This window comes from Acetobacter indonesiensis (assembly GCF_000963945.1).
GTDB classification, from domain to species: domain Bacteria; phylum Pseudomonadota; class Alphaproteobacteria; order Acetobacterales; family Acetobacteraceae; genus Acetobacter; species Acetobacter indonesiensis.
On sequence record NZ_BAMW01000057.1, the window covers coordinates 154,306 to 177,053 of the forward strand.

Annotated in this window: 21 protein-coding genes and 1 tRNA gene; 16 read left to right on the plus strand and 6 right to left on the minus strand. The window is 54.9% G+C overall.

The window, feature by feature from the left end:
• Positions 1-382: 382 nt before the first annotated feature.
• The 5 genes from Abin_RS13070 to Abin_RS13090 all read left to right on the plus strand — a co-directional run bounded on the left by Abin_RS13070 (position 383) and on the right by Abin_RS13090 (position 3,712).
• Positions 383-946, plus strand: coding sequence for a NifU family protein (locus Abin_RS13070; RefSeq protein ID WP_048847593.1), 564 nt, complete (start codon positions 383-385; stop codon positions 944-946).
• Positions 947-1,039: 93 nt separating this feature from the next.
• Positions 1,040-1,621 carry a malonic semialdehyde reductase gene (locus Abin_RS13075; RefSeq protein WP_048847594.1) on the plus strand — a complete coding sequence of 194 codons (582 nt, stop codon included), beginning with the start codon at positions 1,040-1,042 and terminating at the stop codon, positions 1,619-1,621.
• Between the two features lie 5 nt (positions 1,622-1,626).
• A complete protein-coding gene (tsaB, locus tag Abin_RS13080) occupies positions 1,627-2,319 on the plus strand; it encodes a tRNA (adenosine(37)-N6)-threonylcarbamoyltransferase complex dimerization subunit type 1 TsaB (protein ID WP_048847595.1) in 693 nt (230 codons plus the stop codon).
• A gap of 48 nt (positions 2,320-2,367) precedes the next feature.
• Positions 2,368-2,811, plus strand: a complete 444-nt coding sequence (rimI, locus tag Abin_RS13085) for a ribosomal protein S18-alanine N-acetyltransferase (RefSeq protein WP_048847597.1) — start codon at positions 2,368-2,370, stop codon at positions 2,809-2,811.
• 73 nt (positions 2,812-2,884) lie between these two features.
• Positions 2,885-3,712 carry a DNA/RNA non-specific endonuclease gene (locus Abin_RS13090; RefSeq protein WP_255319295.1) on the plus strand — a complete coding sequence of 276 codons (828 nt, stop codon included), beginning with the start codon at positions 2,885-2,887 and terminating at the stop codon, positions 3,710-3,712.
• A gap of 135 nt (positions 3,713-3,847) precedes the next feature.
• On the opposite strand, the gene purD is transcribed toward Abin_RS13090, so the two are convergent.
• Complete coding sequence (purD, locus tag Abin_RS13095) at positions 3,848-5,131, minus strand: phosphoribosylamine--glycine ligase (RefSeq protein ID WP_174766839.1); 1,284 nt, start codon at positions 5,129-5,131, stop codon at positions 3,848-3,850.
• Positions 5,132-5,182: 51 nt separating this feature from the next.
• On the opposite strand from purD, the gene xseA reads away from it, so the two are divergent.
• The 6 genes from xseA to Abin_RS13125 all read left to right on the plus strand — a co-directional run bounded on the left by xseA (position 5,183) and on the right by Abin_RS13125 (position 11,620).
• A complete protein-coding gene (gene xseA / locus Abin_RS13100) occupies positions 5,183-6,643 on the plus strand; it encodes an exodeoxyribonuclease VII large subunit (protein WP_048847600.1) in 1,461 nt (486 codons plus the stop codon).
• A 97-nt stretch (positions 6,644-6,740) separates the two neighbouring features.
• Positions 6,741-7,085 carry a BA14K family protein gene (locus Abin_RS13105; protein ID WP_048847601.1) on the plus strand — a complete coding sequence of 115 codons (345 nt, stop codon included), beginning with the start codon at positions 6,741-6,743 and terminating at the stop codon, positions 7,083-7,085.
• 96 nt (positions 7,086-7,181) lie between these two features.
• Positions 7,182-7,265 (plus strand) — tRNA-Leu (locus tag Abin_RS13110).
• 36 nt (positions 7,266-7,301) lie between these two features.
• Complete coding sequence (locus Abin_RS13115) at positions 7,302-8,477, plus strand: phosphoserine transaminase (RefSeq protein WP_048847603.1); 1,176 nt, start codon at positions 7,302-7,304, stop codon at positions 8,475-8,477.
• A 212-nt stretch (positions 8,478-8,689) separates the two neighbouring features.
• Complete coding sequence (locus tag Abin_RS13120) at positions 8,690-10,690, plus strand: CocE/NonD family hydrolase (protein ID WP_255319296.1); 2,001 nt, start codon at positions 8,690-8,692, stop codon at positions 10,688-10,690.
• Between the two features lie 123 nt (positions 10,691-10,813).
• Positions 10,814-11,620 carry a creatininase family protein gene (locus Abin_RS13125; protein ID WP_048847604.1) on the plus strand — a complete coding sequence of 269 codons (807 nt, stop codon included), beginning with the start codon at positions 10,814-10,816 and terminating at the stop codon, positions 11,618-11,620.
• Positions 11,621-11,797: 177 nt separating this feature from the next.
• On the opposite strand, the gene adhP is transcribed toward Abin_RS13125, so the two are convergent.
• The 5 genes from adhP to zwf form a co-directional block, all read right to left on the minus strand.
• Positions 11,798-12,826, minus strand: coding sequence for an alcohol dehydrogenase AdhP (gene adhP / locus Abin_RS13130; RefSeq protein ID WP_048847605.1), 1,029 nt, complete (start codon positions 12,824-12,826; stop codon positions 11,798-11,800).
• 72 nt (positions 12,827-12,898) lie between these two features.
• Positions 12,899-14,317 (minus strand): NAD(P)(+) transhydrogenase (Re/Si-specific) subunit beta, encoded by a 1,419-nt coding sequence (locus Abin_RS13135; RefSeq protein WP_048847606.1) that lies wholly within the window; start codon positions 14,315-14,317, stop codon positions 12,899-12,901.
• Entirely contained in the window at positions 14,317-14,640 is a 324-nt protein-coding gene (locus tag Abin_RS13140; protein ID WP_048847608.1) for an NAD(P) transhydrogenase subunit alpha, read from the minus strand. Before Abin_RS13140 ends, Abin_RS13135 begins: the two co-directional genes overlap by 1 nt.
• Positions 14,640-15,782: an NAD(P) transhydrogenase subunit alpha gene (locus Abin_RS13145; protein ID WP_048847723.1), complete on the minus strand. Its 1,143-nt coding sequence runs from the start codon at positions 15,780-15,782 to the stop codon at positions 14,640-14,642. The genes Abin_RS13140 and Abin_RS13145 overlap by 1 nt, the downstream gene beginning before the upstream one ends.
• Before the next feature lie 299 nt (positions 15,783-16,081).
• Positions 16,082-17,623, minus strand: a complete 1,542-nt coding sequence (gene zwf, locus Abin_RS13150) for a glucose-6-phosphate dehydrogenase (RefSeq protein ID WP_048847725.1) — start codon at positions 17,621-17,623, stop codon at positions 16,082-16,084.
• A 180-nt stretch (positions 17,624-17,803) separates the two neighbouring features.
• On the opposite strand from zwf, the gene Abin_RS13155 reads away from it, so the two are divergent.
• The 5 genes from Abin_RS13155 (at position 17,804) to Abin_RS13175 (ending at position 22,585) form a co-directional block, all read left to right on the plus strand.
• Entirely contained in the window at positions 17,804-18,826 is a 1,023-nt protein-coding gene (locus tag Abin_RS13155) for an aspartate-semialdehyde dehydrogenase (RefSeq protein ID WP_048847611.1), read from the plus strand.
• Between the two features lie 138 nt (positions 18,827-18,964).
• On the plus strand, positions 18,965-19,438 hold the full coding sequence (sdhC, locus tag Abin_RS13160) for a succinate dehydrogenase, cytochrome b556 subunit (RefSeq protein WP_048847613.1): 474 nt from the start codon (positions 18,965-18,967) through the stop codon (positions 19,436-19,438).
• Position 19,439: 1 nt separating this feature from the next.
• Positions 19,440-19,856: a succinate dehydrogenase, hydrophobic membrane anchor protein gene (gene sdhD / locus Abin_RS13165; protein ID WP_048847615.1), complete on the plus strand. Its 417-nt coding sequence runs from the start codon at positions 19,440-19,442 to the stop codon at positions 19,854-19,856.
• Positions 19,857-19,954: 98 nt separating this feature from the next.
• Positions 19,955-21,766 carry a succinate dehydrogenase flavoprotein subunit gene (gene sdhA, locus Abin_RS13170; RefSeq protein ID WP_048847617.1) on the plus strand — a complete coding sequence of 604 codons (1,812 nt, stop codon included), beginning with the start codon at positions 19,955-19,957 and terminating at the stop codon, positions 21,764-21,766.
• 36 nt (positions 21,767-21,802) lie between these two features.
• Positions 21,803-22,585: a succinate dehydrogenase iron-sulfur subunit gene (locus tag Abin_RS13175; RefSeq protein WP_048847618.1), complete on the plus strand. Its 783-nt coding sequence runs from the start codon at positions 21,803-21,805 to the stop codon at positions 22,583-22,585.
• The last annotated feature ends 163 nt before the right edge of the window (positions 22,586-22,748 follow it).

The window sequence follows — 22,748 nt, forward strand, 5'->3', positions numbered from 1 at the left end:
TCCGTCGCCATTGACTGGAACACTGTAAGGTATTTTTACCACGCTCACGGTGTGGGCTTCAAATAAAAAGCGCAAATAATGATTAAAAAACAGACAAATCAGAAATAAAGATTAAAAATTATGCAAAATATAGGTTATAAAATAGGCGTATGGTTATTTTTTAATCAATAAGGGATATTCTCGTAGTGTCAGGGGCACTGCATGGCAGAGTCCTGCCTTTTGAGTAAGGGGGTAGCGTCATTTTTCAGGCATGTGACCAGCGCACGCTTGCTCTTGGTCTGTCAGGGTGCGGGTTTTCTTTTTATACAGGACTTGTCCTGTCCGTATTCTGGTGCCAACTGATGAGAAACGGAACTCAGTCGAGAAATCAGGACTTCTCCTCATGTTTATTGAAACAGAAGATACCCCTAATCCAGCTACCCTGAAGTTTCTTCCGGGCCGGCCCGTCATGGGGGATGCTGGCACCATAGATTTTATTGATGCTGACGCGGTGGCAGGGCGTTCGCTATTGGCGGATGCGCTGTTTGCCATCCCCGGTGTGTCCCGCGTGTTTCTGGGCAATGATTTTGTCTCAATCACCAAGGCAGACAGCGAAGACTGGTCAGATGTGCGGGCAAAGGTGCTGGCGGCTCTGGTTGATCATTTCGTGGCAGGCTTTCCCGTGGTGGCTGAAGGTGTAGGGGTAACGGAAGAACCCATCGCGCCGGAAGACCAGGAAATTGTGGCCCAGATCAAGGAACTGCTTGATACCCGCGTCCGCCCTGCTGTTGCAGGTGATGGCGGGGACATTGTGTTCCGTGGCTACCGTGATGGTGTGGTGCGTCTGACCATGCAGGGTGCGTGCTCCGGCTGTCCGTCATCACGCGCGACGTTGAAGCATGGTGTAGAAAACATGCTGCGTCACTACGTGCCGGAAGTGGTAGGTGTGGAACAGGTTGAAGGCTGAAAGCCCGACACCTTTCCGTCTGCGCTTTGCTGACCTAAAAGAACGGTAGAACCAAAACCCTGCCTTGGGCCAGAAAGCGGAGACGGAACAGAAATGCTTGATGAAAGTGGGCTAGATCTTCTTTTTCAGAAAGCACGCACACCCCGGCGCTGGATGGCCCGGCCCATTGAAACGGATGTTCTGCGCCGGTTGTATGATCTGGTCAGCCTTGGTCCGACCTCGGGTAACTGTAGCCCTGCCCGTTTTGTGTTCATCACAGAGTCAGAGGGGCGGGAGCGTCTGCGCCCTGCCCTGTCGGCTGGGAATGTGAACAGGGTCATGGGGGCACCGGTCATTACCATTGTGGCGCATGACCCCCTGTTTTTTGATCAGCTTCCCCGTTTATCCCCCAATGAAGAATTGCGGTCGTGGTTTGCGGCAGATGTCGGGCTGGCCGAGGAAACGGCTTTCCGGAATGGCACGCTGCAGGGGGGCTACATGATTACGGCCGCCCGTGCTTTGGGGCTGGATGTGTTGCCAGTGTCAGGCTTTGATCAGTCTCTGGTGGAAGATGCGTTTCTGGCAGATACCGGCTGGCGGGCTAATTTTCTGCTGTGCCTGGGCTATGGCGATACAGAGCACTTGCCGCCGCGCGCGCCTCGTCTGGCATTTGAAGAAGCCTGCCGCAAACTGTGAGTAAAATGACCCGTATTCTGGTGCTGGATGGCAGCGCGGCAGGGGATGCTGCGCATGGTATGGCTGCGTGTGTTGTGCAGACCGGAGACGCTTACTCCGTTGTGGCGCAGACACAGAGTGCTGGAAAACAGGCTGCTGAAGGGATTGGCCTGCTGGCTGCACAGGTGCTTGCGCAGGCCGGATGGCAAGCTGGAGCGGAAAGCCAACCCCAGCTTGTTGGTGTGGTGGTCGGCCCCGGATCTTTTACAGGGTTGCGGGCGTCCTGTGCGACGGCTGCCGGGTATGCTTTGGGTGTAGGGGCCCCTCTGGTTGGTGTAACCCGTGGAGAAGCCCTCCGCCCGCAGCTTGAGGCTCTGGTGACAGAAGCGGGCGCATGCGACGGCTGGATGCTGGTAACAGCCGCACGGAGAGGCCGCGTTTTTGTTGAAACGGGTCAGGGTGTGCAGGCGGTCGCATTGGCAGACTGGCAGCCCCCTGCCGGGAGATGGCTGGTTGCGGGCGATGCGGCTGAAACGCTGCCTATGCCGGACGGCGCTTTGTTACGGTCAGATATTACAACGCCGACTGCCGAACAGATAGCGCATGCTGTCTGTGCTCGGCATGCCGGTGTGCTGTCGCCTCGGGATGCTCTGCCACTCTATGTAGACCCGCCGGAAGCCAAACTGCCTGCGGCTGGCTTGCGGTCTGCTCCTGTTTGAGCACGAGCGTCCGGTCGCAAAACAGAGCATGTGGCTAAAGGATACTCCATGAGCATTGCCATACAGTCTGCTGGCTTGGCGCATGCGGCTGTGCTGGCTGAGTTGCATGGGCAGAGTTTTCCGCCCTCAGAGCAATGGCAGACACCAGCCATGCAGGACCTGCTGGTGTTGCCGGGTGTGCAGACAGGATTGATCCTGCACGAACAGCAGCCTGCCGGGTTTATTATGCTGCGGACTGTAGCGGATGAAGCCGAAATACTGACAGTCTGTGTCGTGCCACAGTGTCGGCGCACGGGATTGGGGCAGGCGCTTCTGGCGTGGGCTGTGCAATACGCTAAAGACCATGCGGCAACACAGCTTTTTCTGGAAGTCTCCAGCGCCAACGTGGCTGCGCAGACACTTTATAAGCAGGCAGGCTTTGCGCAGGTGGGGCACCGTAAGCGCTATTACCCGGATGGGTCAGATGCTTTGGTTCTGTCTCGTTCCTGCTGATTAAAGAAACGGATCTGAGTGCAGGAGAAATAATCTGAAAGCGGTTATGGTTGTGGCGTGGGCCTTTTTTTGTGTGCCCACATCTGTTTTTGCGGCCTCATGCCCGGAACTGTTTGCAAAGGATGTTTCCCCAGCGGTTTTGGAGGAAACGTACCGTAGCGGCACAGTCATGGTGTGTAATGGGCACTATGCTGTTCTAGTCTCTGAACAAACGCGCGGCCCCCTATGGTCTGCTGAAGATCTGACTGAAGAAGATCTGGAAATAGCGGATAAGACACAAAGACACGGCAGCTTCATGCCAGACCAGCGCCTGCCCGCAACCATGCAGGCGCAGTCTGCTGATTATACACGGTCGCATTATGACCGCGGGCACATGACACCCAGCGGGGATGCTCCCGGTTTTGCAGCGCAGAAAGAAAGCTTTCTCTTTTCCAATATTGTTCCGCAAACGCCTGAACTGAATCGTGGTCCGTGGGAAGGCGTTGAAAGTGCGGTACGGGGCTGGGCACGTGAAGAGGGCGAACTGTTTGTTGTGACAGGTCCGGGATATGACCCTGATAATACCCGCACCATTGGCCCAAACCGTATTCCGGTGCCCACAGTCATATGGAAAGCAGTGTATGACCCCGCCCAGAATGGCACGGGTGTTTATGTATGCATGAACACAGCGACCCCCACCTGCCGGATTACGTCAGTGGCTATGCTGACAAAGCTGGTGAATATTGATCCCTTCCCGGCCCTTCCTGCGGCAATAAAAGACCATGTTGCAGGCATGCCGCCTATCCGTGAAAGTCCGTACGCGTTGTCCCGTCAGGACCGCACGCGAAAATTGCTGAAAGAATGGGGCACCAAGACCGCGCGTAAGGCGCTGAGGGCGCTGGTAAAATCTCTGGTGCCGTAAATACGGAGGGAGCAAAAACATGCTTTCCTCCGTTGGGATTTTAACGGCTGTGTAAAAGAGGTTTTTCTAAGGAAACTATGCCCTGTGAGTGCGGCGGTGGAGGGGTTTGCAAGCCACACTCGAAGCTGGGATGGTTTAGAGCGCACGGGCTCCAATATCCGTGCGCCACTGGGCACCGTCCCACGAAATGGCTTTTACGCCAGCATAGGCACGGTCACGCGCTTCTTTCACGGTTTTTCCCACCGCGCAGACTGACAGCACGCGCCCACCGGAGACAACAAGATCACGCGCAGCGTTTTCCGTAGTGCCAGCCTGAAAAACGGTCACGCCGTCTAACGCATTGGCATCTGCAATGCCGGAAATGACAGCACCTGTTTCCGGTTTGGCCGGATACCCCTTTGCCGCCATCACAATGCTGATTGAGGCCTGATCAGAAAATGTGATTGGGGTGGCATCCAGTTGCCCGTCAGCCAATGCTTTCAGGGCGGGCAAAAGGTCAGATGTCAGGCGCAGAAGTAGCGCCTGTGCTTCAGGGTCGCCAAAGCGCACATTATATTCGATCAACTGCGGGCCGGTTTCTGTCAGCATCAGGCCCGCGAAAATCACACCACGGAATGGCGTGCCGCGCCGTGCCATTTCCGTCAGCATGGGGCGCACCATGATATCCAGCGCCTGCTCCTGCGCGACGCGGTCAAAGCCGCGTGGGGGGGAGACCGCCCCCATTCCGCCGGTGTTGGGGCCGGTGTCATTATCACCAATGCGCTTATGGTCCTGTGCCGCGCCGATCAGCGTAGCGGTCTCGCCCGAGCAGAAAGCGAACAGGGAGACTTCTTCCCCCACCAGGCAGTCTTCAATCACAACGCTACGGCCTGCATCGCCCATGCTGCCTTGTGTCATCATCTCCTGCACGGCGTCTTCTGCTTCGGCTATGGTCTGTGCAACCACAACCCCCTTGCCAGCAGCCAGACCGTCCGCCTTTACAACAATCGGGGCACCGCGTTCGCGCACATAGGTCAGGGCGTCTGCCACGGTGGTAAAGCGTTCACCTTGCGCGGTGGGAATCCCTGCCGCGTAGCAGATTTCCTTGGTAAAGCTTTTGCTGCCTTCAAGGCGTGCTGCGGCCTGTGTGGGGCCAGCGCAGGCCAGATCAGCCTTGGCGCAGGCATCCGCCAGACCGGCCACTAACGGGGCTTCGGGGCCGGGTACCACCAGATCAATCTGTTGTTCTTTGGCAAAGGTGATCAGGGCGGGCACGTTTTCCACGCCAATAGGCACATTGATGCCAAGGTCTGCCGTGCCGGGGTTGCCGGGGGCAATGAACAGCGCCGTCAGGTGCGGCGAGCGGGCAAGTGTTGCGGCCAGCGCATGTTCCCGCCCGCCTGATCCAACCAGTAATACCCGCATCGTTTTCTCCCGCATCATGTAAGGTCTGCTCTTTCAGGGCGAGCGTCTGTAGCATAGGTTAGGGCCATGGACGAAGGGTTTGCAGCAGGCGCACCTTCCGCAGGGAATGTGCCGGAATATACAGTCTCGGAAATTTCAGGGGCCATCAGGCGCACGCTTGAAGGCTCGTTCAGTTGCGTGCGGGTGCGCGGCGAGATTACCGAATTCAAGCGTTATCCCTCCGGGCACATCTATTTCTCCCTGAAGGATGAGCGCGGCAAGATAGCAGGTGTGGTCTGGCGCGGGTCTGTCTCTCGCCTTGGATTGGTGCCGGAGAACGGGCTGGAAATTATCGCCACAGGCAAGATTTCGGCCTATGGCGAGCGTTCCAGCTATCAGCTTGTTGTCGAGCGGATGGAGTATGCGGGTGAAGGCGCGCTGCTGGCCCGTATTGAACGACTACGCCTGAAACTGGCTGAAGAAGGCCTGTTTGATGCGGATCGTAAACGGCCTTTGCCACTTCTGCCAAATGTGATTGGGGTTGTCACCTCGGCACAGGGAGCGGTGCTGCATGATATCCGCACAACGCTGGCGCGCCGCTTCCCCCGTCAGCTACTGGTCTGGCCGGTCGCGGTGCAAGGCGAAGGGGCTGCGGCACAGGTCAAGGCTGCGATTGACGGGTTTTCCCGTCTTGATGGCACAGGGCCAGTGCCCCGGCCCGATGTGCTGATTGTGGCCCGCGGTGGTGGCTCGCTTGAAGACCTGATGGCATTCAACGATGAATCTGTTGTGCGTGCGGCGGCGGCCTGCACCATTCCGCTGATTTCAGCCGTGGGGCATGAAACCGATACAACGCTGATTGATTTTGCGTCTGACCGCCGGGCCCCCACCCCTACAGCGGCCGCCGAAATGGCTGTGCCTGTTCGGTCAGAACTTCTGGCTGATCTGGAGCACCGGGGCGCGCGGGCGCTGGGCGCTTTGTCCCGCCTGATGCAGACAGCCCGCCTGCGGCTGGACCGCGCTGCCGCGGCCCTGCCTGATCTGCCAAGTCTGCTGCAAACAGCCCGGATGCAGCTTGATGACCGAGGGCGCAGGCTTGATAACGCCCTGCCGAATTTTGTTCACAAACAGCGTTCTGCTCTGGTTGCGGTTGAACGGCATATGCCGTCGGTTGAAACCTTACTGTCAACACGGCGCACACGTCTGGCATTGTTGGGGAGCAGCCTGCAAAGCGGGTTGCGGCATAGTGTTCAGATGCGTGAAGCGCGGTTGGGCCGCCTCCGCATTTCGCCCGCACCGCTGGCGGCGCTTGTCCGTGAAAGGCGTGTGGCGTTGGCAGGCATAGGGGGACAGCTTGAAGCCGTTTCTCCACAAGCGGTGTTGGCCCGTGGGTATGCCCTGGTTACGGCGGGTGGGCAGCCGGTGACATCTGCCAAAGCCCTGAAGCTGGGGGAAGACGTAACGCTGACATTTGGCGATGGCAGCCGCGATGCCGTGATTGGCCGCAAGAAAGCCAAGGACAAGGCTCAAGGCTTACTTGATTTTTGAGGATACCGGGATGCTTGGAGTCACGCTCTGTTCAGAGTATGACTGCAAAGAGAAAAACAGGGCTGCAACGCCCAAGCTGAGCGTAAGGGAAAAACGCATGTCCATCCGTTTTCTGACCCGTGCCACGGGCTGTCTTGTGTTGGGCCTGCTGGCCGGGTGCGCGGCACAACCGCAGCAGACGGCGTCACGTATTCCCCCGCAGAGCTTTGCTCCCGGCATGGTGTCTGACACACCGCATGACGACAGCAAGCTGACCAACGATCCATCCGCCCCGGCTAACACACCATTATGTGGTGTGGCCGCGCGCGAAGCTATTGCAGCCGCAAGCCAGAACTACCCGCAGCCGCTGACATCCGGAAACAGCTGCGTGCAAAATGCGTGCTTCAACCCCCAGACCGGCACCTATATTGCCGCTGACGGTACAGCCCGCGTTTGCCGTTAAGGCGAGAGGTCAAGCATCGGGGGACTGTCCCGATGCTATTATTGTCGTAAGCAGACTTTTCTGTTCAGCGTTTTGCTGATAGGGAAGACCCCAGCCGCGAGAGTGACGGAACGGTAGACGTAGTCGGCTCAAAATCGACCGCCGCAAGGCATAGGGGTTCGAGTCCCCTCTCTCGCACCAGAGCTTGTCTCACTTCCCTTGATACCGGACAGGGTGATGACCGTTTCACAATCCACAGTTTCCTCTCGTCCGGCTCTCCGCCCTGCCAATCCGTGTTTTTCTTCCGGTCCGTGCGCCAAGCGCCCCGGCTGGAGTGTCTCTGCCCTGTCTGACGCCCTGACTGGCCGCTCTCATCGTTCTGCTGAAGGCCGCGCACGGCTGGCGGATGTAATTGAGCGTTCCTGCACGGTGCTGGGTATTCCGGACGGCTGGCGTGTCGGGATTGTGCCTGCGTCTGATACAGGTGCGGTTGAAATGGCATTGTGGTCCCTGCTTGGGCCGCGTCCGGTTGATGTTCTGGCGTTTGAAAGTTTTTCGTCCCTGTGGGCGCAGGATATCGTGTCCCAACTGAAATTGGATAACGCCCGTGTGCTGAAGGCAGATTATGGGCGACTGCCTGATCTGGCTGACGTCAACTGGGCGCATGATGTGGTTCTGGCATGGAATGGCACAACGTCGGGTGTCTGCCTGCCATCGGCTGACGTTATTCCGAAAGACCATGATGGGCTGGTCATCTGTGATGCCACGTCCGCGGCTTTCGCTATGGATTTACCGTGGGACCGTCTGGATGTTGTCACATGGTCCTGGCAGAAGGCGCTGGGTGGCGAAGCCGCCCACGGTATGCTGGCGCTTTCGCCCCGAGCCGTTGAACGGCTGGAGCAGTTCCAGACAGACCGCCCCTTGCCCAAGATTTTCCGCCTTATGGCAAAAGGTGCGTTGATTGAAGGCATCTTTAAGGGAGACACCATCAACACCCCGTCCATGCTGTGTGTGGAAGATGCGCTGGATAGCCTGAAATGGGCCGCATCCGTTGGTGGTCTGGCAGGCCTGAAAGCCCGCAGTCAGGCTAATCTGGCAGAAGTCAGCGCATGGGAAGCCAAAACCAACTGGGTTTCTTTTCTGGCAGAAAACGAGGCGGAGCGTTCTTCAACGTCCATCTGCCTGTGCATTGTGGCCCCATGGTTCCTCGCGCTGGAACGAGCCGAGCAGATGAAAGTGGTCAAGAAAATGACGGCTCTGCTGGAGCAGGAAGGTGTTGCATTTGATATAGCCAGCTACCGGGATGCACCTGCCGGGCTACGCATCTGGGGTGGTGCAACGGTTGAAGCCAGTGACGTGCGCGCACTCCTGCCGTGGTTGGACTGGGCGTTTGAACAGGTATCACCAGCGTAACCTGACAGGGTGATTGCTCAGCAGCTTAAAGTGAACCGGCCCTAACAGGCCGGTTTTTTTATTGTATGGCAAAGTGTCTGGTGTGCAGGCCTTTTGCTGCGCCTGTATTTTTGCGTTTCGTTTTTGAAACAGGGTGGACGTGGGCCATAATTCGACGCATCGTTATGGCACCAGCTTGAAAAAGCATAGACACCTAAACAAAGTGCTCACACATGCGAACCAGTTTTTCTCTCTCCAAACTCTGTCAAAGCCGCGCGTCATGGTCTGGTCTGGCCACATATGGGGCTCTGTCAGCCCTTGCGGTTGTATTATGCTCCGGCACGGCATTTTCAGCCCCACCGCAGCCTGATGCGCTAACCGTGCAAACCGGGTCTGATATTCCAGCCAAAGTGACCTTCCCAACCGCAGAGCAGCAGCGCGATTACGTCAAGCGCGTTGTCATGGTGCCGATGCGTGATGGGGTGAAATTATATACCGTTATTGTCATTCCCAAAAACACCCGTAACGCCCCTATTCTGCTGACACGCACCCCCTACAACGCAAAGGGACGGGCTAACCGTGTGCCTAATGCTCTAACCATGCGGGAACTGCTTCCGCAGGGTGACGATGTGTTTGTGGATGGCGGCTACATCCGTGTGTTTCAGGATATCCGGGGAAAATATGGGTCGGAGGGCGATTATGTCATGACGCGCCCCCCTCAGGGACCGCTGAACCCGACCAAAACGGATGAAACGACCGATGCGTGGGATACCATCGACTGGCTGGTGCATAACGTGCCTGAAAGTAACGGCCGTGTTGGCATGACCGGGTCATCTTATGAAGGGTTTACCGTGGTTATGGCGTTGCTTGACCCTCACCCAGCGCTCAAGGTCGCCGCGCCGGAAAGCCCGATGGTTGATGGCTGGATGGGTGACGACTGGTTCCATTACGGAGCCTTTCGTCAGGGAACATTCGACTACTTTACCGAACAGATGAGTGTGCGGGGGGAAGGTGATACCATTCCGCGCAAAGATGCAGATGATTATACCAATTTTCTGAAAGCGGGGTCAGCCGGTAGTTTTGCGACACAGGCAGGGCTGGACCAGTATCCATTCTGGCAGAGAATGCATGCGCACCCTGCCTATGATGCCTTCTGGCAGGGGCAGGCGTTGGATAAACTTCTGGTCCAGAAAAAGCCTGTTGTGCCCATGCTTTGGGAACAGGGGCTTTGGGATCAGGAGGATATGTGGGGTGCCATTCACGCGTGGCAGGCGCTAAGGGACGCGGATGTCAAAACGCCCAACACATTGGTTATGGGGCCATGGCGGCACAGCGGTGTCAATTACAATGGCTCTGAGCTTGGACCGCTGTCTTTTGAAGGTGATACTGCGCACCAGTATAGACGCGATGTATTCCGACCATTTTTTGACGAATATCTTAAACCAGGCAGTGCCAGCGTACATCTGCCAGAAGCCATTATTTACAACACAGGTGATCAGAAATGGGATTATTATCGCTCATGGCCATCTGTTTGCGAAAATGACTGCACGGGCAAGCTGACGCCTCTGTTCCTTGGCGGGGGGCATAGCCTGATCTTCACCCACCCGGATAAAGATGACGCAGATAGTTACGTGTCTGACCCTGCACACCCGGTACCATTTCTGGCCCGGCCTTTTGCGTTTTCTATGGGGGCTCGCTGGAAAAGCTGGCTGGTGCAGGATCAGCGTGAAGCTGAAGCCCGACCGGACGTGTTGACCTATGAAACAGACGTGCTTGATGCGCCTGTTAGGGTGAGTGGCGTGCCGGTGGCAGACCTGTTTGCCGCAACAACGGGCACCGATTCAGACTGGGTGGTAAAACTGATTGACGTGCAGCCTGCCGCAACGCCGGATAACCCGAAAATGGGTGGTTACGAATTACCCGTTTCCATGGATATTTTCCGGGGGCGATACCGCACCAGTTTTGAAAAACCGGAAGCAATTCCGGCAAACACAACGCAGCGTTATCACTTCACCTTACCTGCTGTGAATCATGTTTTTGCCAAGGGACACCGCATTATGGTGCAAATTCAGTCTTCCTGGTTCCCTTTGTATGACCGGAATCCCCAGAAATTTGTGCCGAATATTTTTGATGCGAAACCTGACGATTATAGTGTGGCAACACAAAGTATTCACCGGGGCGGAAACGCTGCAACATCCATTCTGCTGCCTGTTGTGAAGCCCGGCCAGCAGTAAGGGTAAGCAAGCGTTCTTATTAAAGAGGATTTGCTGTTTTAGGAGCGCATTCAGCAAGGCACACTCTGACCGGAGTGTGCCTTGTTTTCTATTTTCCAATTTATGCAATGTCAGGTGAGGATTATGGCGCACACAAAGGTTCAGATGTCACACTTAACGGCTTCGACCATGCGTGAGGTTGCAGCCAGAAACCCTGTCATTCTTTTGCCTTTGGGGAGTTTTGAAGATCAAGGCCCCCATATGCCAATGGGTGACTATCTGCTGGCGGATGCCATGGCAGAGCGCATTGCACAGCAGGCTACACAAAATGGTCTGGAAACTTATGTAGCTCCTGTTCTGCCGTTTGGTGGGGCAGATTATTTTGGGTACATGCCGGGTGGAATAGCACTGTCTCAAACAACATTTCAGGCTGTTCTCACTGATATGTTGACTGGTTTGCTACGACATGGGCTGACGCGCCTGATTATTCTGAATGGCCATGGTGGAAACTGCACCATGATCCATGATGTGACACATGCGCTATGGCGTCAAAACAACGTTGTTATTCCCAGTTTCTATTTGTGGCGTGTTGCTGCAAGCTTGATGCCGCAGATTATGGGTGCAGAAGTGGCAGGACGCTCTGGTGGGCACGGCGCGAACCCGCTGACCAGCATAGGCATGTTTTTGAAACCAGAGCTTGTAGAAAATACAAAAATACCGACACAGAGCCATGAAAAAACGGCTTGGGGATTAAAGGTTCTTGATTTTGGTACAGTTGACCTGAATGGTGTTCCTGTCTCCATTCCCCTTGAAGGGGATAGCACGGCAACGCAGGGTGTTGGACGCGGAAACCCTGCGTTGTGTAATGCAGAAGACGGGAAAATTTTAACGCAGAAACTGGTTGATTATGGGGTTCAACTTGTCGCGCATGTCATGCAACAAAGTGCATAAAGATGAAGCCGTTCTAACAGCCAAACTATAAGAAAATGAAAGAGTATTTTTGTAGATAATTTTTCTTAAGTAAAAAGCGAAAAATATAGTTTTATAAAAACAACAAATAGATTTTGATGAAAAATTCACCAAAAGGCAGCAGAGTAATCTGCTGCCTTTTGAACGGAAGGCGCGAAATCAGGAGCGGAAATCAATCACAATCCGGCCTTCAACTTTGCCTTCTTCCAGTTTGGCAAAAATATCATTGATATTTTCAAGTTTGTCAGTCTGGGTAACAGACGTTACTTTTCCATCAGCAAAGAAAGACAGAGCTTCGATCATATCAAGACGTGTGCCAACAATTGAACCACGGATAGTGGTTCCCTTCATGACCATATCAAAAATGGAGATAGGGAATTCACCGGGTGGCAAACCGTTTAACACAAGGGTGCCGCCAGCCCGAACATACCCCATAGCTTGTGAAAAGGCCTTTGTTGAAACAGCCGTAATCAGGCCGCCATGCACGCCTCCAACCTCTTTCTGAATGAAAGCTGCTGGGTCAGTTTCTCTTGCGTTTACTGTTAAGGCCGCACCAAGTTTGCGGGCGGTTTCCAGTTTGCTGTCGTCAATATCAATCGCAATAACATTCAGCCCCATAGCTACGCCATATTGCACCGCCATCTGCCCCAGACCACCCACGCCGGAAATTGCAACCCAGTTCCCGGCTTTGGTGTCGGTCATTTTCAGACCTTTATAAACGGTCAGACCCGCACAGAGAACAGGCGCAACCTTGATCGGGTCAATGCCCTTGGGAAGGCGCGCCACGTAATTTGGGTCTGCCACAACATATTCAGCAAAACAGCCGTTGACAGAATATCCCGTTTCTTCCTGCTTTGCGCACAGGGTTTCCCATCCACCAAGACAATGTTCGCAATGGCCGCAGGCGGAGTACAGCCACGGCACGCCGACTTCATCCCCTTCCTTCACCCATGTGACATTGCTGCCAACTTTGGCGACAATCCCCACACCTTCATGCCCCGGAATAAAAGGGAGGCTTGGTTTTTTGGGCCAGTCACCCGCCGCAGCGTGCAAATCTGTATGACAGACGCCACAGGCAGTCATTTTAACAAGAATCTGGTCTGGGCGGATGTCGGGAATATCCAGTTCTTCAATGGTCAGCGCCTTGCCAAATTCATGAACAACGGCTGCTTTCATTTTTCCTGACATATGTCTCTCTTTCATTCTTCTTGGTTTTATCGACACCTGCCGGGCAGGGAAGATGTTTCCCTGCCCGTTTTTTCAGTTGGTGCCAAGTGCCTTTACGGCTTCAACCATTTTGGATAGGACGGCCTGTGCATCCCCATAGACCATGGTGGTATTTTTCTGGAAAAAGAGGGGGTTTTCTACACCAGAATACCCGACCCCCTGCCCGCGTTTAATCACAAATACTTCTCGTGCCTTATCAGCATTCAAAATGGGCATGCCGTAGATAGGAGAGGATTTGTCAGTTCGGGCTGACGGGTTGACCACATCGTTTGCGCCAATAATCAGAGCCACGTCTGTTGATGCAAAACTGTCGTTAATATCATCCATATCGTAAATCATGTCGTAAGGGACACCGGCTTCTGCCAGAAGCACGTTCATATGTCCGGGCATACGGCCTGCAACAGGGTGGATGGCAAATTTGACGTCAACACCATTCGCAACCAGTATTTTTACAAACTCATAAAGTTTCTGCTGGGCCTGTGCGACGGCTAACCCATAACCGGGCACAATAATTACGCTGGACGCATAGCGCATGGTTGTCGCTGCGTCAGACGGTTCCGCAGATTTCATCTCGCCTTGCGGACCTTCTGCGCTGGCAGAAGAGGTTTCACCAAAATTACTGAACAAGACGTTGGTTAAAGACCTGTTCATGGCTTTTGCCATCAGAACAGTCAGCAATGTGCCTGCTGAGCCGACAACCATACCCGCAATCATCAGGGCCGGGTTGCCCATAACATACCCTTCAAGCCCCACAGCCAAGCCGGTGAAGGCGTTATAGAGCGAGATAACCACCGGCATGTCTGCACCACCGATTGGAAGTGTCATACACACCCCAAAAAGCAATGCAGCAAGGAAGAAAAGGTCACGCAGAGGCGCACCGGTTGGGGTGCCATAATACAGAATAGCTGCTGCACCCAGAATGACGGAGGCCAGAAAGAGAAGCCCATTGAACAGACGTTGGCCTTTGAACCGCACCGGCTTTTTCATACGCCCGTCCAGTTTGGCCCAGGCGATGATGGAACCTGTTAAGGAAATACACCCGATCAAGGCACCAATAACCGTAATAGTAAGATGCAGGGGGGACGTCGGCTGGTCACTTAATAGTTCAACAGCGGCAAGACAGGCGGCCGAGCCACCACCCATGCCATTAAACAGCGCGACCATCTGGGGCATGGCGGTCATCTGCACGCTGCGTCCGCGCAAGCCAGCCCAGGCTCCCCCGAGGATTAAAGCGAGAACGCCCAACCCAATATTAACCAGAAGATGCGGGCGGACAGCATCGCTGACGTTTAACAGATTAAGAAAAGTTGCCGCGACAACAAAGATCATCCCGTACCCTGCTGTCACAATGCCAGAAACAGCCGTGACGGGGGATGACATGGCTTTCAGCCCATAGATAAACAGGGCGGAGGCTATCAGGCCACTAAAGCCGACAATATATTCGACAAACATCAGGGTTGCCCTTTTTTGGCATTATCTTTCTGGCTTGGGCGGAACATGGCCAGCATGCGGTCTGTCACCACGTAGCCGCCCATGACGTTTCCTGCGCCCAGAAATACGCCAATAAACCCGATAATCTGGGCTGGCAGGCTGGTGGCGGTAAACAGCGCATCAAGTGCGCCAACAACCACAATCCCATGAATGAAGTTTGAGCCTGACATAAGCGGTGTATGCAAAATGGATGGCACGCGGCTGATAACAACATACCCCGTGAAGGCCGCCAGCATGAACACGTACAGGGCGATAATGAAGGTCATGGAGGTTTCAGCAGCCATTATGCGTGCTCCGTTTGGGCCGTTTCGACAACTTGTCTGATGGCATCGTTGGTAATGACGCCGTCATGCGTCAGTGTGGTGCCCTTAATCACATCATCCGTGAAATCAGGCTTCAGTTCGCCCTCTTTCAGCACCTGTTCAAGAAGATTGAAAATGTTCTTGGCATAAAGTTCGCTAGCCTGCTGTGCCAGACAGGATGGCAGGTTTATGGGGCCAACCAGAGTAACCGGGCCTATTTTTACAATGTCCCCGGGTTGTGTGCCTTCACAGTTGCCGCCGTTTTCGGCCCCCATATCAACGACAACAGATCCTTCTTTCATGCCTGCAAGCTGTTCTGCGTCAATCAGTCGGGGCGCGCGCTTACCGGGGACAGAGGCGGTGGTGATAATCATGTCAGCCTGTGCAATATGTTGCGTAAGAACACTACGCACCTTGGCTTTTTCATCATCTGTCAGTTCACGGGCGTATCCGCCGGTGCCACGGGCATCGACGCCCGTATCGACAAATTTCGCACCGACAGATTCCGCTTCCTCTTTCGTTTCGGGGCGGACGTCATACCCTTCGCAGACTGCGCCAAGGCGATGGGCTGTTGCCAGAGCCTGTAACCCGGCCACCCCTAACCCCATAACCAGAACCCGTGCTGCCCGGAGCGACCCGACGGCGGTGGTCATCATGGGCAGGATTTTCTGCATATGAACTGAGGCCAGCAGGGGGGCATAATAACCTGCCAAAGCGGCCTGACTGGACAGGGCATCCATGGCCTGCGCACGGCTGATACGTGGAATCATTTCCATGGCAAAGGTGGTGATTTTTGAATCGCGGAGCGTTCTTACCAGATCTGTATTCATGCGGGCGTAAATGAACGACACCAACACTGCGCCCGGCTTCATTCTTTTTACGATATCGACAGACGGGGGCTGCACGGCCAGAACAATATCGGCATCTGCCAGAAGCTTTGTCTGATCCGCTTCTATTGTTTCTTTGCTGTACGCGGTGTCTGGAAAGGTGGCGGCCGCACCAGCGCCGGCCTCCAGCACGATGGACGCGCCCAGTTTTTCCAGTTTCTGGGCGACGACGGGTATCATGGCAACCCGTTTTTCGCCCGCGGTTGTTTCTTTTATAATTGCTATTTTAACAGGCACGGCTTTTTCCATTTTTTACGTTTTCGGGGCCTGCCGAAGGCCATTGGCCCCTCAAAGCGGAGAAACCTTTAAAACGAGACTAAGCAGTTTTATCAGAAAAACTGCATTGACCTGTGTCAAAAAAAACAGAAATTGAATGAATTAGCCCGTTTAGAAATATTATTTTTAGGTAAGGTATTTTTTGGTTATCAGAGTGTTATTTTATTACATTCGCAAGCGCCAGATTGATGCTGGCGGCCTGTGTTTTCCTATAATGAAACAAAAACACAGACCGCGTATGTGAAGGCGCAAAATGCAGCTTATTTTTTAAGAAGGTCGAACGGTGCCCAGCTGCGGCCATCGCGGGCCAATAAAGCATCGGCAGATGGGGGGCCACTGCTTCCTGCGTCATATGGGTCTGGCGGAGTGGTCGATGCGTCCCACGCTTTCAGCACAGGGTCTACCGCACGCCATGCGGCTTCAATATTATCGGCACGTTGAAACAGGGTCGCATTACCCTGAAGGCAATCATACAGAAGGGTTTCGTAGCCAACATTCGGAATACTGCCGAAGCTATCTTCATAGCGAAATTGCGAGACAACTTCCTCGACAATGGTTTCCGGGCCGGGCTGTTTGGCATTGAAGTGCAAATCAGCCCCTTTTTCGGGGCGGATATTATAGACAAAGCGGTTAGGCACCTGTGGTGTGCCTTCTGCTGTGTGAAATAAGGGGTGGGGTGTCTGCTTGAACTGCACCACAACTTCCGTCACGCTGGAATTCAGTGCTTTGCCTGTGCGCAGGTAAAAAGGCACACCGGCCCAGCGCCAGGTATCGATTTCTATTTTCAGGGCGGTGTAGGTTTCGGTCATACTGTCAGCGGCAACGCCTTTGCTGTCACGGTAGGCAGAAATAGCACGTCCTTCTATGGTGCCAGCCCGATATTGGCCCCGCACCGCGTTTTCAGGTGAGATGGGCCGAATGGCGTCAAATACGGCCTGTTTGGCGTTTCGTATGGCTTCCGCCTTTAGGGACGATGGCGGTTCCATAGCCACAAGTGCCAGTATCTGGAATAAATGGTTGGGCACCATGTCTCTTAAAGCGCCCGTCGCATCGTAAAACGCGCCACGCCCTTCAACCGAGAGAAGCTCGGCAGCGGTAATCTGAATGTGGTCTATGTAATCACGCCGCCAGAGTGGGTCGAACAGCAGATTGCTGAACCGCAGAGCCAGAAGGTTCTGCACGGTCTCCTTCCCCAGAAAATGATCCACGCGATAGATCTGGGATTCTTTCAGAAACGAAAGCAGATGGGCATTCAGGGCCTGTGCGGATTGCAGGTCTGTGCCAAACGGTTTTTCAATGACCAGCCGACGGAAGTGGTCATCGGTTTCTGTCAGAAGACCGGCTTTTGCCAGTGTCTCGGCGGCGGGTTCAAAAAAACGAGGTGGGGTGGCCAGATAAAAAACCGCACTCCGGTCTGCGATGTCGGCGCAGAGAGGAGCCAGAGCCTCGGCTGAGGTAAAATCAAGCGCGCGATATGTCATGCGCTCGGTCAGCCATGACCATGCCTTTTCATCTATGCTGGGCGTATAGAATTCGGCGTGGCTGTCTTTGGTGAAGGTTTCAATCTTTGCCCGAAGTGAACCGACCCATTCCTCGGTTGTGTGATCTTCCAGGCTGACGCCAATAATCTGAAAGTCATCAGGCAGAAATCCGTTGCACGTCAGGTCATACAGGGCGGGCACAAGCAGGCGATGGGTCAGATCTCCCCCAGCCCCGAGGATAACAAGAGTGCCTGCCGGGGCAGGCTGCGTCGCGACAGGGGCCACCAACGGGCCACGAGTAGGCGGGAGAGACGGTGACACAACCAAAACGATTCTCCTTAAGGGCGTTACGCTAAAGAATGTCACACACCGGAAGAAAAACGGGCGCGGTGCCTGCTTGCTGGGGTGGTGGCAATTCCATTTATGCCCGGCTTGGTCTAGATTCTCGGCCCGGTCAGGCTTTCGACAAGAACAGAAGATAACAAAGAGATAGGTGGAGTTATGGGGTATCGGGTTGCAGTTGTAGGGGCCACAGGCGCTGTTGGGCGTGAAATCTTAAAGACTCTGGCGGAACGGGAGTTCCCGGTTGATGAGATTGTGGCTCTTGCTTCCCCGCGGTCTACAGGGCGTGAAGTGTCTTTTGGTGACAAGACTCTGAAAGTTCAGAATCTTGAAACCTTTGACTTTACGGGCTGGGATGTAGGGCTGTTTTCTCCCGGTGGGGCCGTTTCTGCCAAATATGCCCCTATTGCCGCCAAGGCTGGGTGCGTGGTGATTGATAACACCTCCCACTTCCGGATGGAGCCAGACGTGCCGCTGGTGGTGCCGGAAGTGAACCCCGATGCCTTGAAGCGCATGAAGCGCAATATTATTGCCAACCCCAACTGTTCGACCATTCAGATGCTGGTGGCGCTGAAGCCCCTACATGACCTGTTCACGCTCAAACGCGTTGTGGTGTCTACCTATCAGGCAGTTGCCGGTGCGGGTAAGGACGGCATGGACGAACTGTTTGCCCAGACTCGGGGCAGTTTCGTGAATGACCCGCCGAAAATTGAGCAGTTCCAGAAACAGATTGCGTTCAACTGCATTCCGCAGATTGATCGCTTCATGGATGATGGTGCCACCAAGGAAGAGTGGAAAATGACGGTCGAGACCAAAAAGATTCTCGACCCCGATATTGCCGTCATTGCAACCTGTGTGCGTGTGCCGGTGTTTATTGGTCATTCAGAAGCCGTGGTGGCGGAGTTTGAAGAACCCGTTGACATCAAGCGGGCGCGTGAAGCGCTGCGTGAGGCCGATGGCGTGATTCTACGCGATGAACGTGAAGACGGCGGCTATGTGACTCCGATTGAATGCGTGGGGGAAGACGCAACCTACGTGTCACGCCTTCGTGTCGACCCTACGGTGCCAAATGGTCTCGCCTTCTGGTGTGTGTCCGATAATCTGCGGAAAGGTGCGGCTCTGAACGCAGTTCAGATTGCCGAAACCATGGTTGCGCTCGACCTCCTGCCTAAACACGGCTGAGTGAGGCTGCTCCGCCTCTCGGTCTCGTGTTGCGTGACCGAATTGACCGCTTAGCAGGCGGGGCGTAGGACGAAATCAATGCAGAAACGCTGGCACTAAGCCAGTGTAGGGATAGACGGACGGGATACGAGGCTGACAATGCAGGATATCCGGAAGGCGCTCTACGTAGGGAGCCGAAGTGACGGCAGACTGATTCAGCGGCCTATGTCGCCGCATCTGCAAATTTACCGCTATCGGCTCTCTATGGTTCTTTCCATTTCGAACCGAATTACCGGTGTTGTGGCAACGGGTGGGGCTGCGCTTGGCGTTTTGTGGCTTTCTGCCGCTGCCAAAGGGCCGAAATCTTTCGAAACGGCACGTAAGGTGACAGGCAACCCGCTGGGGCAGCTTGTTCTGATCGGCTGGCTGGCATCTGTCGTGTACCATACGGTGGGTGGCATCCGGCATCTGATCTGGGATAGCGGCCACCGCTACGACAAAACTGAAATCAACAAGGATGGCCCTGTTGCTGTTGGGGTAACCGCAGGTGTCAGCACTGTTCTGGCTGCCGGCCTGCTGTGTGTCGCAGGTGGGCGGGCCCGTGCCCGCGCCAAGGCAAGAAAGGCAGGCTGAGATGAACGCTTCACCCTCACATATTGAAGTCATGCGCTCCCAGCTTGGTCGGGCGCGCGGGCTTGGCGCTGGTGGATCAGGTGTTGGCCATTGGTGGGCTGAACGCGTATCTGCCGCAACGCTTCTGCCACTTTCAACGTGGTTTATCGTTCAGATGTTCCGCCTTGGCGGGGCTGATCATGCCGAAGTGGTCAAATGGGGTGGCAAGCCCGTTAATGCGACCATGCTGGCGGCGCTGATTATCACGACATTCTACCACGCCCAGATGGGCCTGCAGGTGATTGTCGATGACTATGTGCATGGCAAGGCGCATCTGCCAGCACGTATTCTGGTGAAAATCGGAACGTCCTTGATCGGGCTTCTGGGCGTGTTTGCCATCATCAAGCTGGTGGCTGCGGGCAATAGCCAGAAATCCTGAAGAAATCTGAACCTTTGTGCTGCCCTGCTATGTTTTGGCGTGGGCGGTGCAGTTCCTGAAGATATGACAGGCCGAACGCACATGGGAGCGCCGTCACGATGAATGCCAATACCTCTCCTTCTCGGGGAGCCTACCGGATTATCGACCACGCTTATGATGTTGTGGTTGTGGGTGCAGGCGGGTCCGGCCTGCGTGCAACGCTGGGCATGGGGGCCGCTGGCCTGAAAACCGCCTGCGTGACCAAAGTTTTCCCGACACGAAGCCACACGGTTGCCGCACAGGGCGGTATCGGTGCTTCACTGGGTAACATGGCCGAAGATAACTGGCGCTGGCACATGTATGACACCGTAAAGGGGTCAGACTGGCTGGGTGATCAGGACGCCATTGAGTTCATGTGCCGTGAAGCCGTGCCTGCTGTGCAGGAACTGGAACATTTTGGTGTTCCGTTCTCCCGCACGGAAGATGGTAAAATCTATCAGCGCCCGTTTGGTGGGCACATGAGCGACTTTGGTAAGGCCCCCGTGCCGCGTGCCTGCGCCGCGGCTGACCGTACCGGCCATGCCATTTTGCACACGCTGTACCAGCAGTGCCTGAAGCATAACGTCGAATTTTTTGTCGAATATTTCGCCATTGATCTGATCATGGATGAAGAAGGCGCTTGCCGCGGTGTAATCGCCTGGTGTCAGGATGACGGCACGATCCATCGCTTCAATGCGAAAATGGTGGTGCTCGCGACTGGTGGGTATGGTCGTGCTTATCAGTCCTGCACATCGGCTCATACCTGCACGGGTGATGGCGGCGGCATGGCCATGCGTGCTGGCCTGCCCACGCAGGATATGGAGTTTGTTCAGTTCCACCCCACCGGCATTTACCCGGCAGGCTGTCTGCTGACGGAAGGTTGCCGTGGGGAAGGTGGTTATCTGACCAACTCTGAAGGTGAACGCTTTATGGAGCGTTATGCGCCGACAGCGAAAGACCTTGCCTCCCGTGACGTGGTGTCTCGTGCCATGACGATCGAGATTAAGGAAGGTCGCGGTGTCGGGTCGAAGAAAGACCATATCATGATGCATCTTGAGCATCTGGGGTCTGACCTTCTGCACCAGCGTCTGCCCGGGATTATTGAAACAGCCCGTATTTTCGCGGGTGTGGATGTAACCAAGGAACCAGTGCCGGTTCTGCCGACAGTGCACTATAATATGGGTGGTATCCCCACCAATATTCATGGCGAAGTGGTGCGCCCGACAGCCGATAATCCGGATGCCGTTGTGCCCGGTCTGATGGCCGTTGGTGAAGCCGCCTGCGTATCTGTGCATGGGGCTAACCGTCTGGGCACGAACTCACTGCTTGATCTTATTGTGTTTGGCCGTGCTGCTGCCCGTCGTGCGGCTGAAATTGTCAAACCGACCGATTTTGTGAAGCCGCTGCCTGCTGGGGCTGGTGAAGCTGCGCTCGATCGTCTGGACAAACTGCGCTACGCCAAAGGTGGTACGAAGGTTTCGGCTATGCGTGACCGCCTACAGCGTGACATGCAGGCGCATGCCGCCGTGTTCCGTACGCAGGAAAGCCTTCAGGAAGGCGTGGACAAGATCCGCGATATCTGGAGCGGCCTGGGTGATATTTCTGTCGCTGACACCTCCTTGATCTGGAACAGTGACCTGATGGAAGCGCTGGAGTTTGAAAACCTTCTGGCCAACGCCACGGTGACACTGGAAAGCGGTCTGGCCCGGCATGAAAGCCGCGGAGCCCACGCACGGGATGACTTCCCTGACCGTGACGACAAGGAGTGGATGAAGCACTCTGTTTCCTGGTTGGATGACAAAGGCGGTGTCGAGCTGACTTATCGTCCGGTTCATATGAAGACCCTGACAGACGATGTTGAGGTCTTCCCACCCAAAAAGCGCGTTTACTGATCTGCCGGCACGAACGGGCGAATAAGGGAGGCAAAGATGGTTGAACTCAGACTGCCGCGCAACAGCGAGATCGGGAAAGGCAAAACCTTTCCCGCGCCAGCCGGGGCTAAAAACGTCAGAACATTCAAGGTGTATCGTTGGACACCGGATGATGACAAAAATCCGGTTGTTGATTCCTACGAACTTGATCTTGATACAATTGGTCCGATGGTGCTTGACGCCATTATCCATATCAAGAACGAGGTCGACCCGACCCTGACCTTCCGGCGGTCCTGCCGTGAAGGGATCTGCGGGTCCTGTGCGATGAACATTGACGGTGAAAACACGCTGGCGTGTCTGAAGCCGATCAAGGACATTAAGGGCGATGTGCGGATTTATCCTCTGCCACATATGCCGATTGTTAAAGACCTTGTTTCAAACCTTGATGGTGCCTATGCGCAGTTGCGCTCCATTGAGCCATGGATGAAGTCTGACAGCGCGCCGCCACCCGATGGCGAACGCAAGCAGAGCATCGAAGAACGTGAAAAGCTGGATGGGATGTGGGAGTGCATTCTGTGCTTCTGCTGCACAACATCCTGCCCGTCTTACTGGTGGAACGGGGACCGCTATCTAGGCCCAGCCGTGCTTCTGGCAGCGTATCGCTGGATTGCGGATAGTCGTGACGAACATACAGGCGACCGTCTGGATGCGTTGGAAGACACATTCAAACTCTATGCCTGCCGTACCATTATGAACTGCACCCAGACCTGCCCCAAAGGCCTTAACCCGGCCAAAGCGATTGGGCGCATCAAGGAATTGCAGATTGAGCGTAAACTTTAAGGGATATGCCCTTAAAGTAGCGACAGCATGACATTAAGCTAACAGCTTTCTGGTCAGAACTAAAGATGCTGTAGATGCTTGTGGTTCAACAAACCCCCGATCTGTCAGGTGACAGGTCGGGGGTTTTGTGTTTCTACGGGGGATAGAAACAAAGACGTCAAAG

Bases quoted from the DNA above. Each gene is read 5' to 3' on its own strand.
- Abin_RS13070 (WP_048847593.1), top strand. From the start codon at position 383: ATGTTTATTGAAACAGAAGATACCCCTAATCCAGCTACCCTGAAGTTT.
- Abin_RS13075 (WP_048847594.1), top strand. From the start codon at position 1,040: ATGCTTGATGAAAGTGGGCTAGATCTTCTTTTTCAGAAAGCACGCACA.
- tsaB (WP_048847595.1), top strand. From the start codon at position 1,627: ATGACCCGTATTCTGGTGCTGGATGGCAGCGCGGCAGGGGATGCTGCG.
- rimI (WP_048847597.1), top strand. From the start codon at position 2,368: ATGAGCATTGCCATACAGTCTGCTGGCTTGGCGCATGCGGCTGTGCTG.
- purD (WP_174766839.1), bottom strand. From the start codon at position 5,131: ATGCGGGAGAAAACGATGCGGGTATTACTGGTTGGATCAGGCGGGCGG.
- xseA (WP_048847600.1), top strand. From the start codon at position 5,183: ATGGACGAAGGGTTTGCAGCAGGCGCACCTTCCGCAGGGAATGTGCCG.
- Abin_RS13105 (WP_048847601.1), top strand. From the start codon at position 6,741: ATGTCCATCCGTTTTCTGACCCGTGCCACGGGCTGTCTTGTGTTGGGC.
- Abin_RS13115 (WP_048847603.1), top strand. From the start codon at position 7,302: ATGACCGTTTCACAATCCACAGTTTCCTCTCGTCCGGCTCTCCGCCCT.
- Abin_RS13120 (WP_255319296.1), top strand. From the start codon at position 8,690: ATGCGAACCAGTTTTTCTCTCTCCAAACTCTGTCAAAGCCGCGCGTCA.
- Abin_RS13125 (WP_048847604.1), top strand. From the start codon at position 10,814: ATGGCGCACACAAAGGTTCAGATGTCACACTTAACGGCTTCGACCATG.
- adhP (WP_048847605.1), bottom strand. From the start codon at position 12,826: ATGTCAGGAAAAATGAAAGCAGCCGTTGTTCATGAATTTGGCAAGGCG.
- Abin_RS13135 (WP_048847606.1), bottom strand. From the start codon at position 14,317: ATGTTTGTCGAATATATTGTCGGCTTTAGTGGCCTGATAGCCTCCGCC.
- Abin_RS13140 (WP_048847608.1), bottom strand. From the start codon at position 14,640: ATGGCTGCTGAAACCTCCATGACCTTCATTATCGCCCTGTACGTGTTC.
- Abin_RS13155 (WP_048847611.1), top strand. From the start codon at position 17,804: ATGGGGTATCGGGTTGCAGTTGTAGGGGCCACAGGCGCTGTTGGGCGT.
- sdhC (WP_048847613.1), top strand. From the start codon at position 18,965: ATGCAGGATATCCGGAAGGCGCTCTACGTAGGGAGCCGAAGTGACGGC.
- sdhD (WP_048847615.1), top strand. From the start codon at position 19,440: ATGAACGCTTCACCCTCACATATTGAAGTCATGCGCTCCCAGCTTGGT.
- sdhA (WP_048847617.1), top strand. From the start codon at position 19,955: ATGAATGCCAATACCTCTCCTTCTCGGGGAGCCTACCGGATTATCGAC.
- Abin_RS13175 (WP_048847618.1), top strand. From the start codon at position 21,803: ATGGTTGAACTCAGACTGCCGCGCAACAGCGAGATCGGGAAAGGCAAA.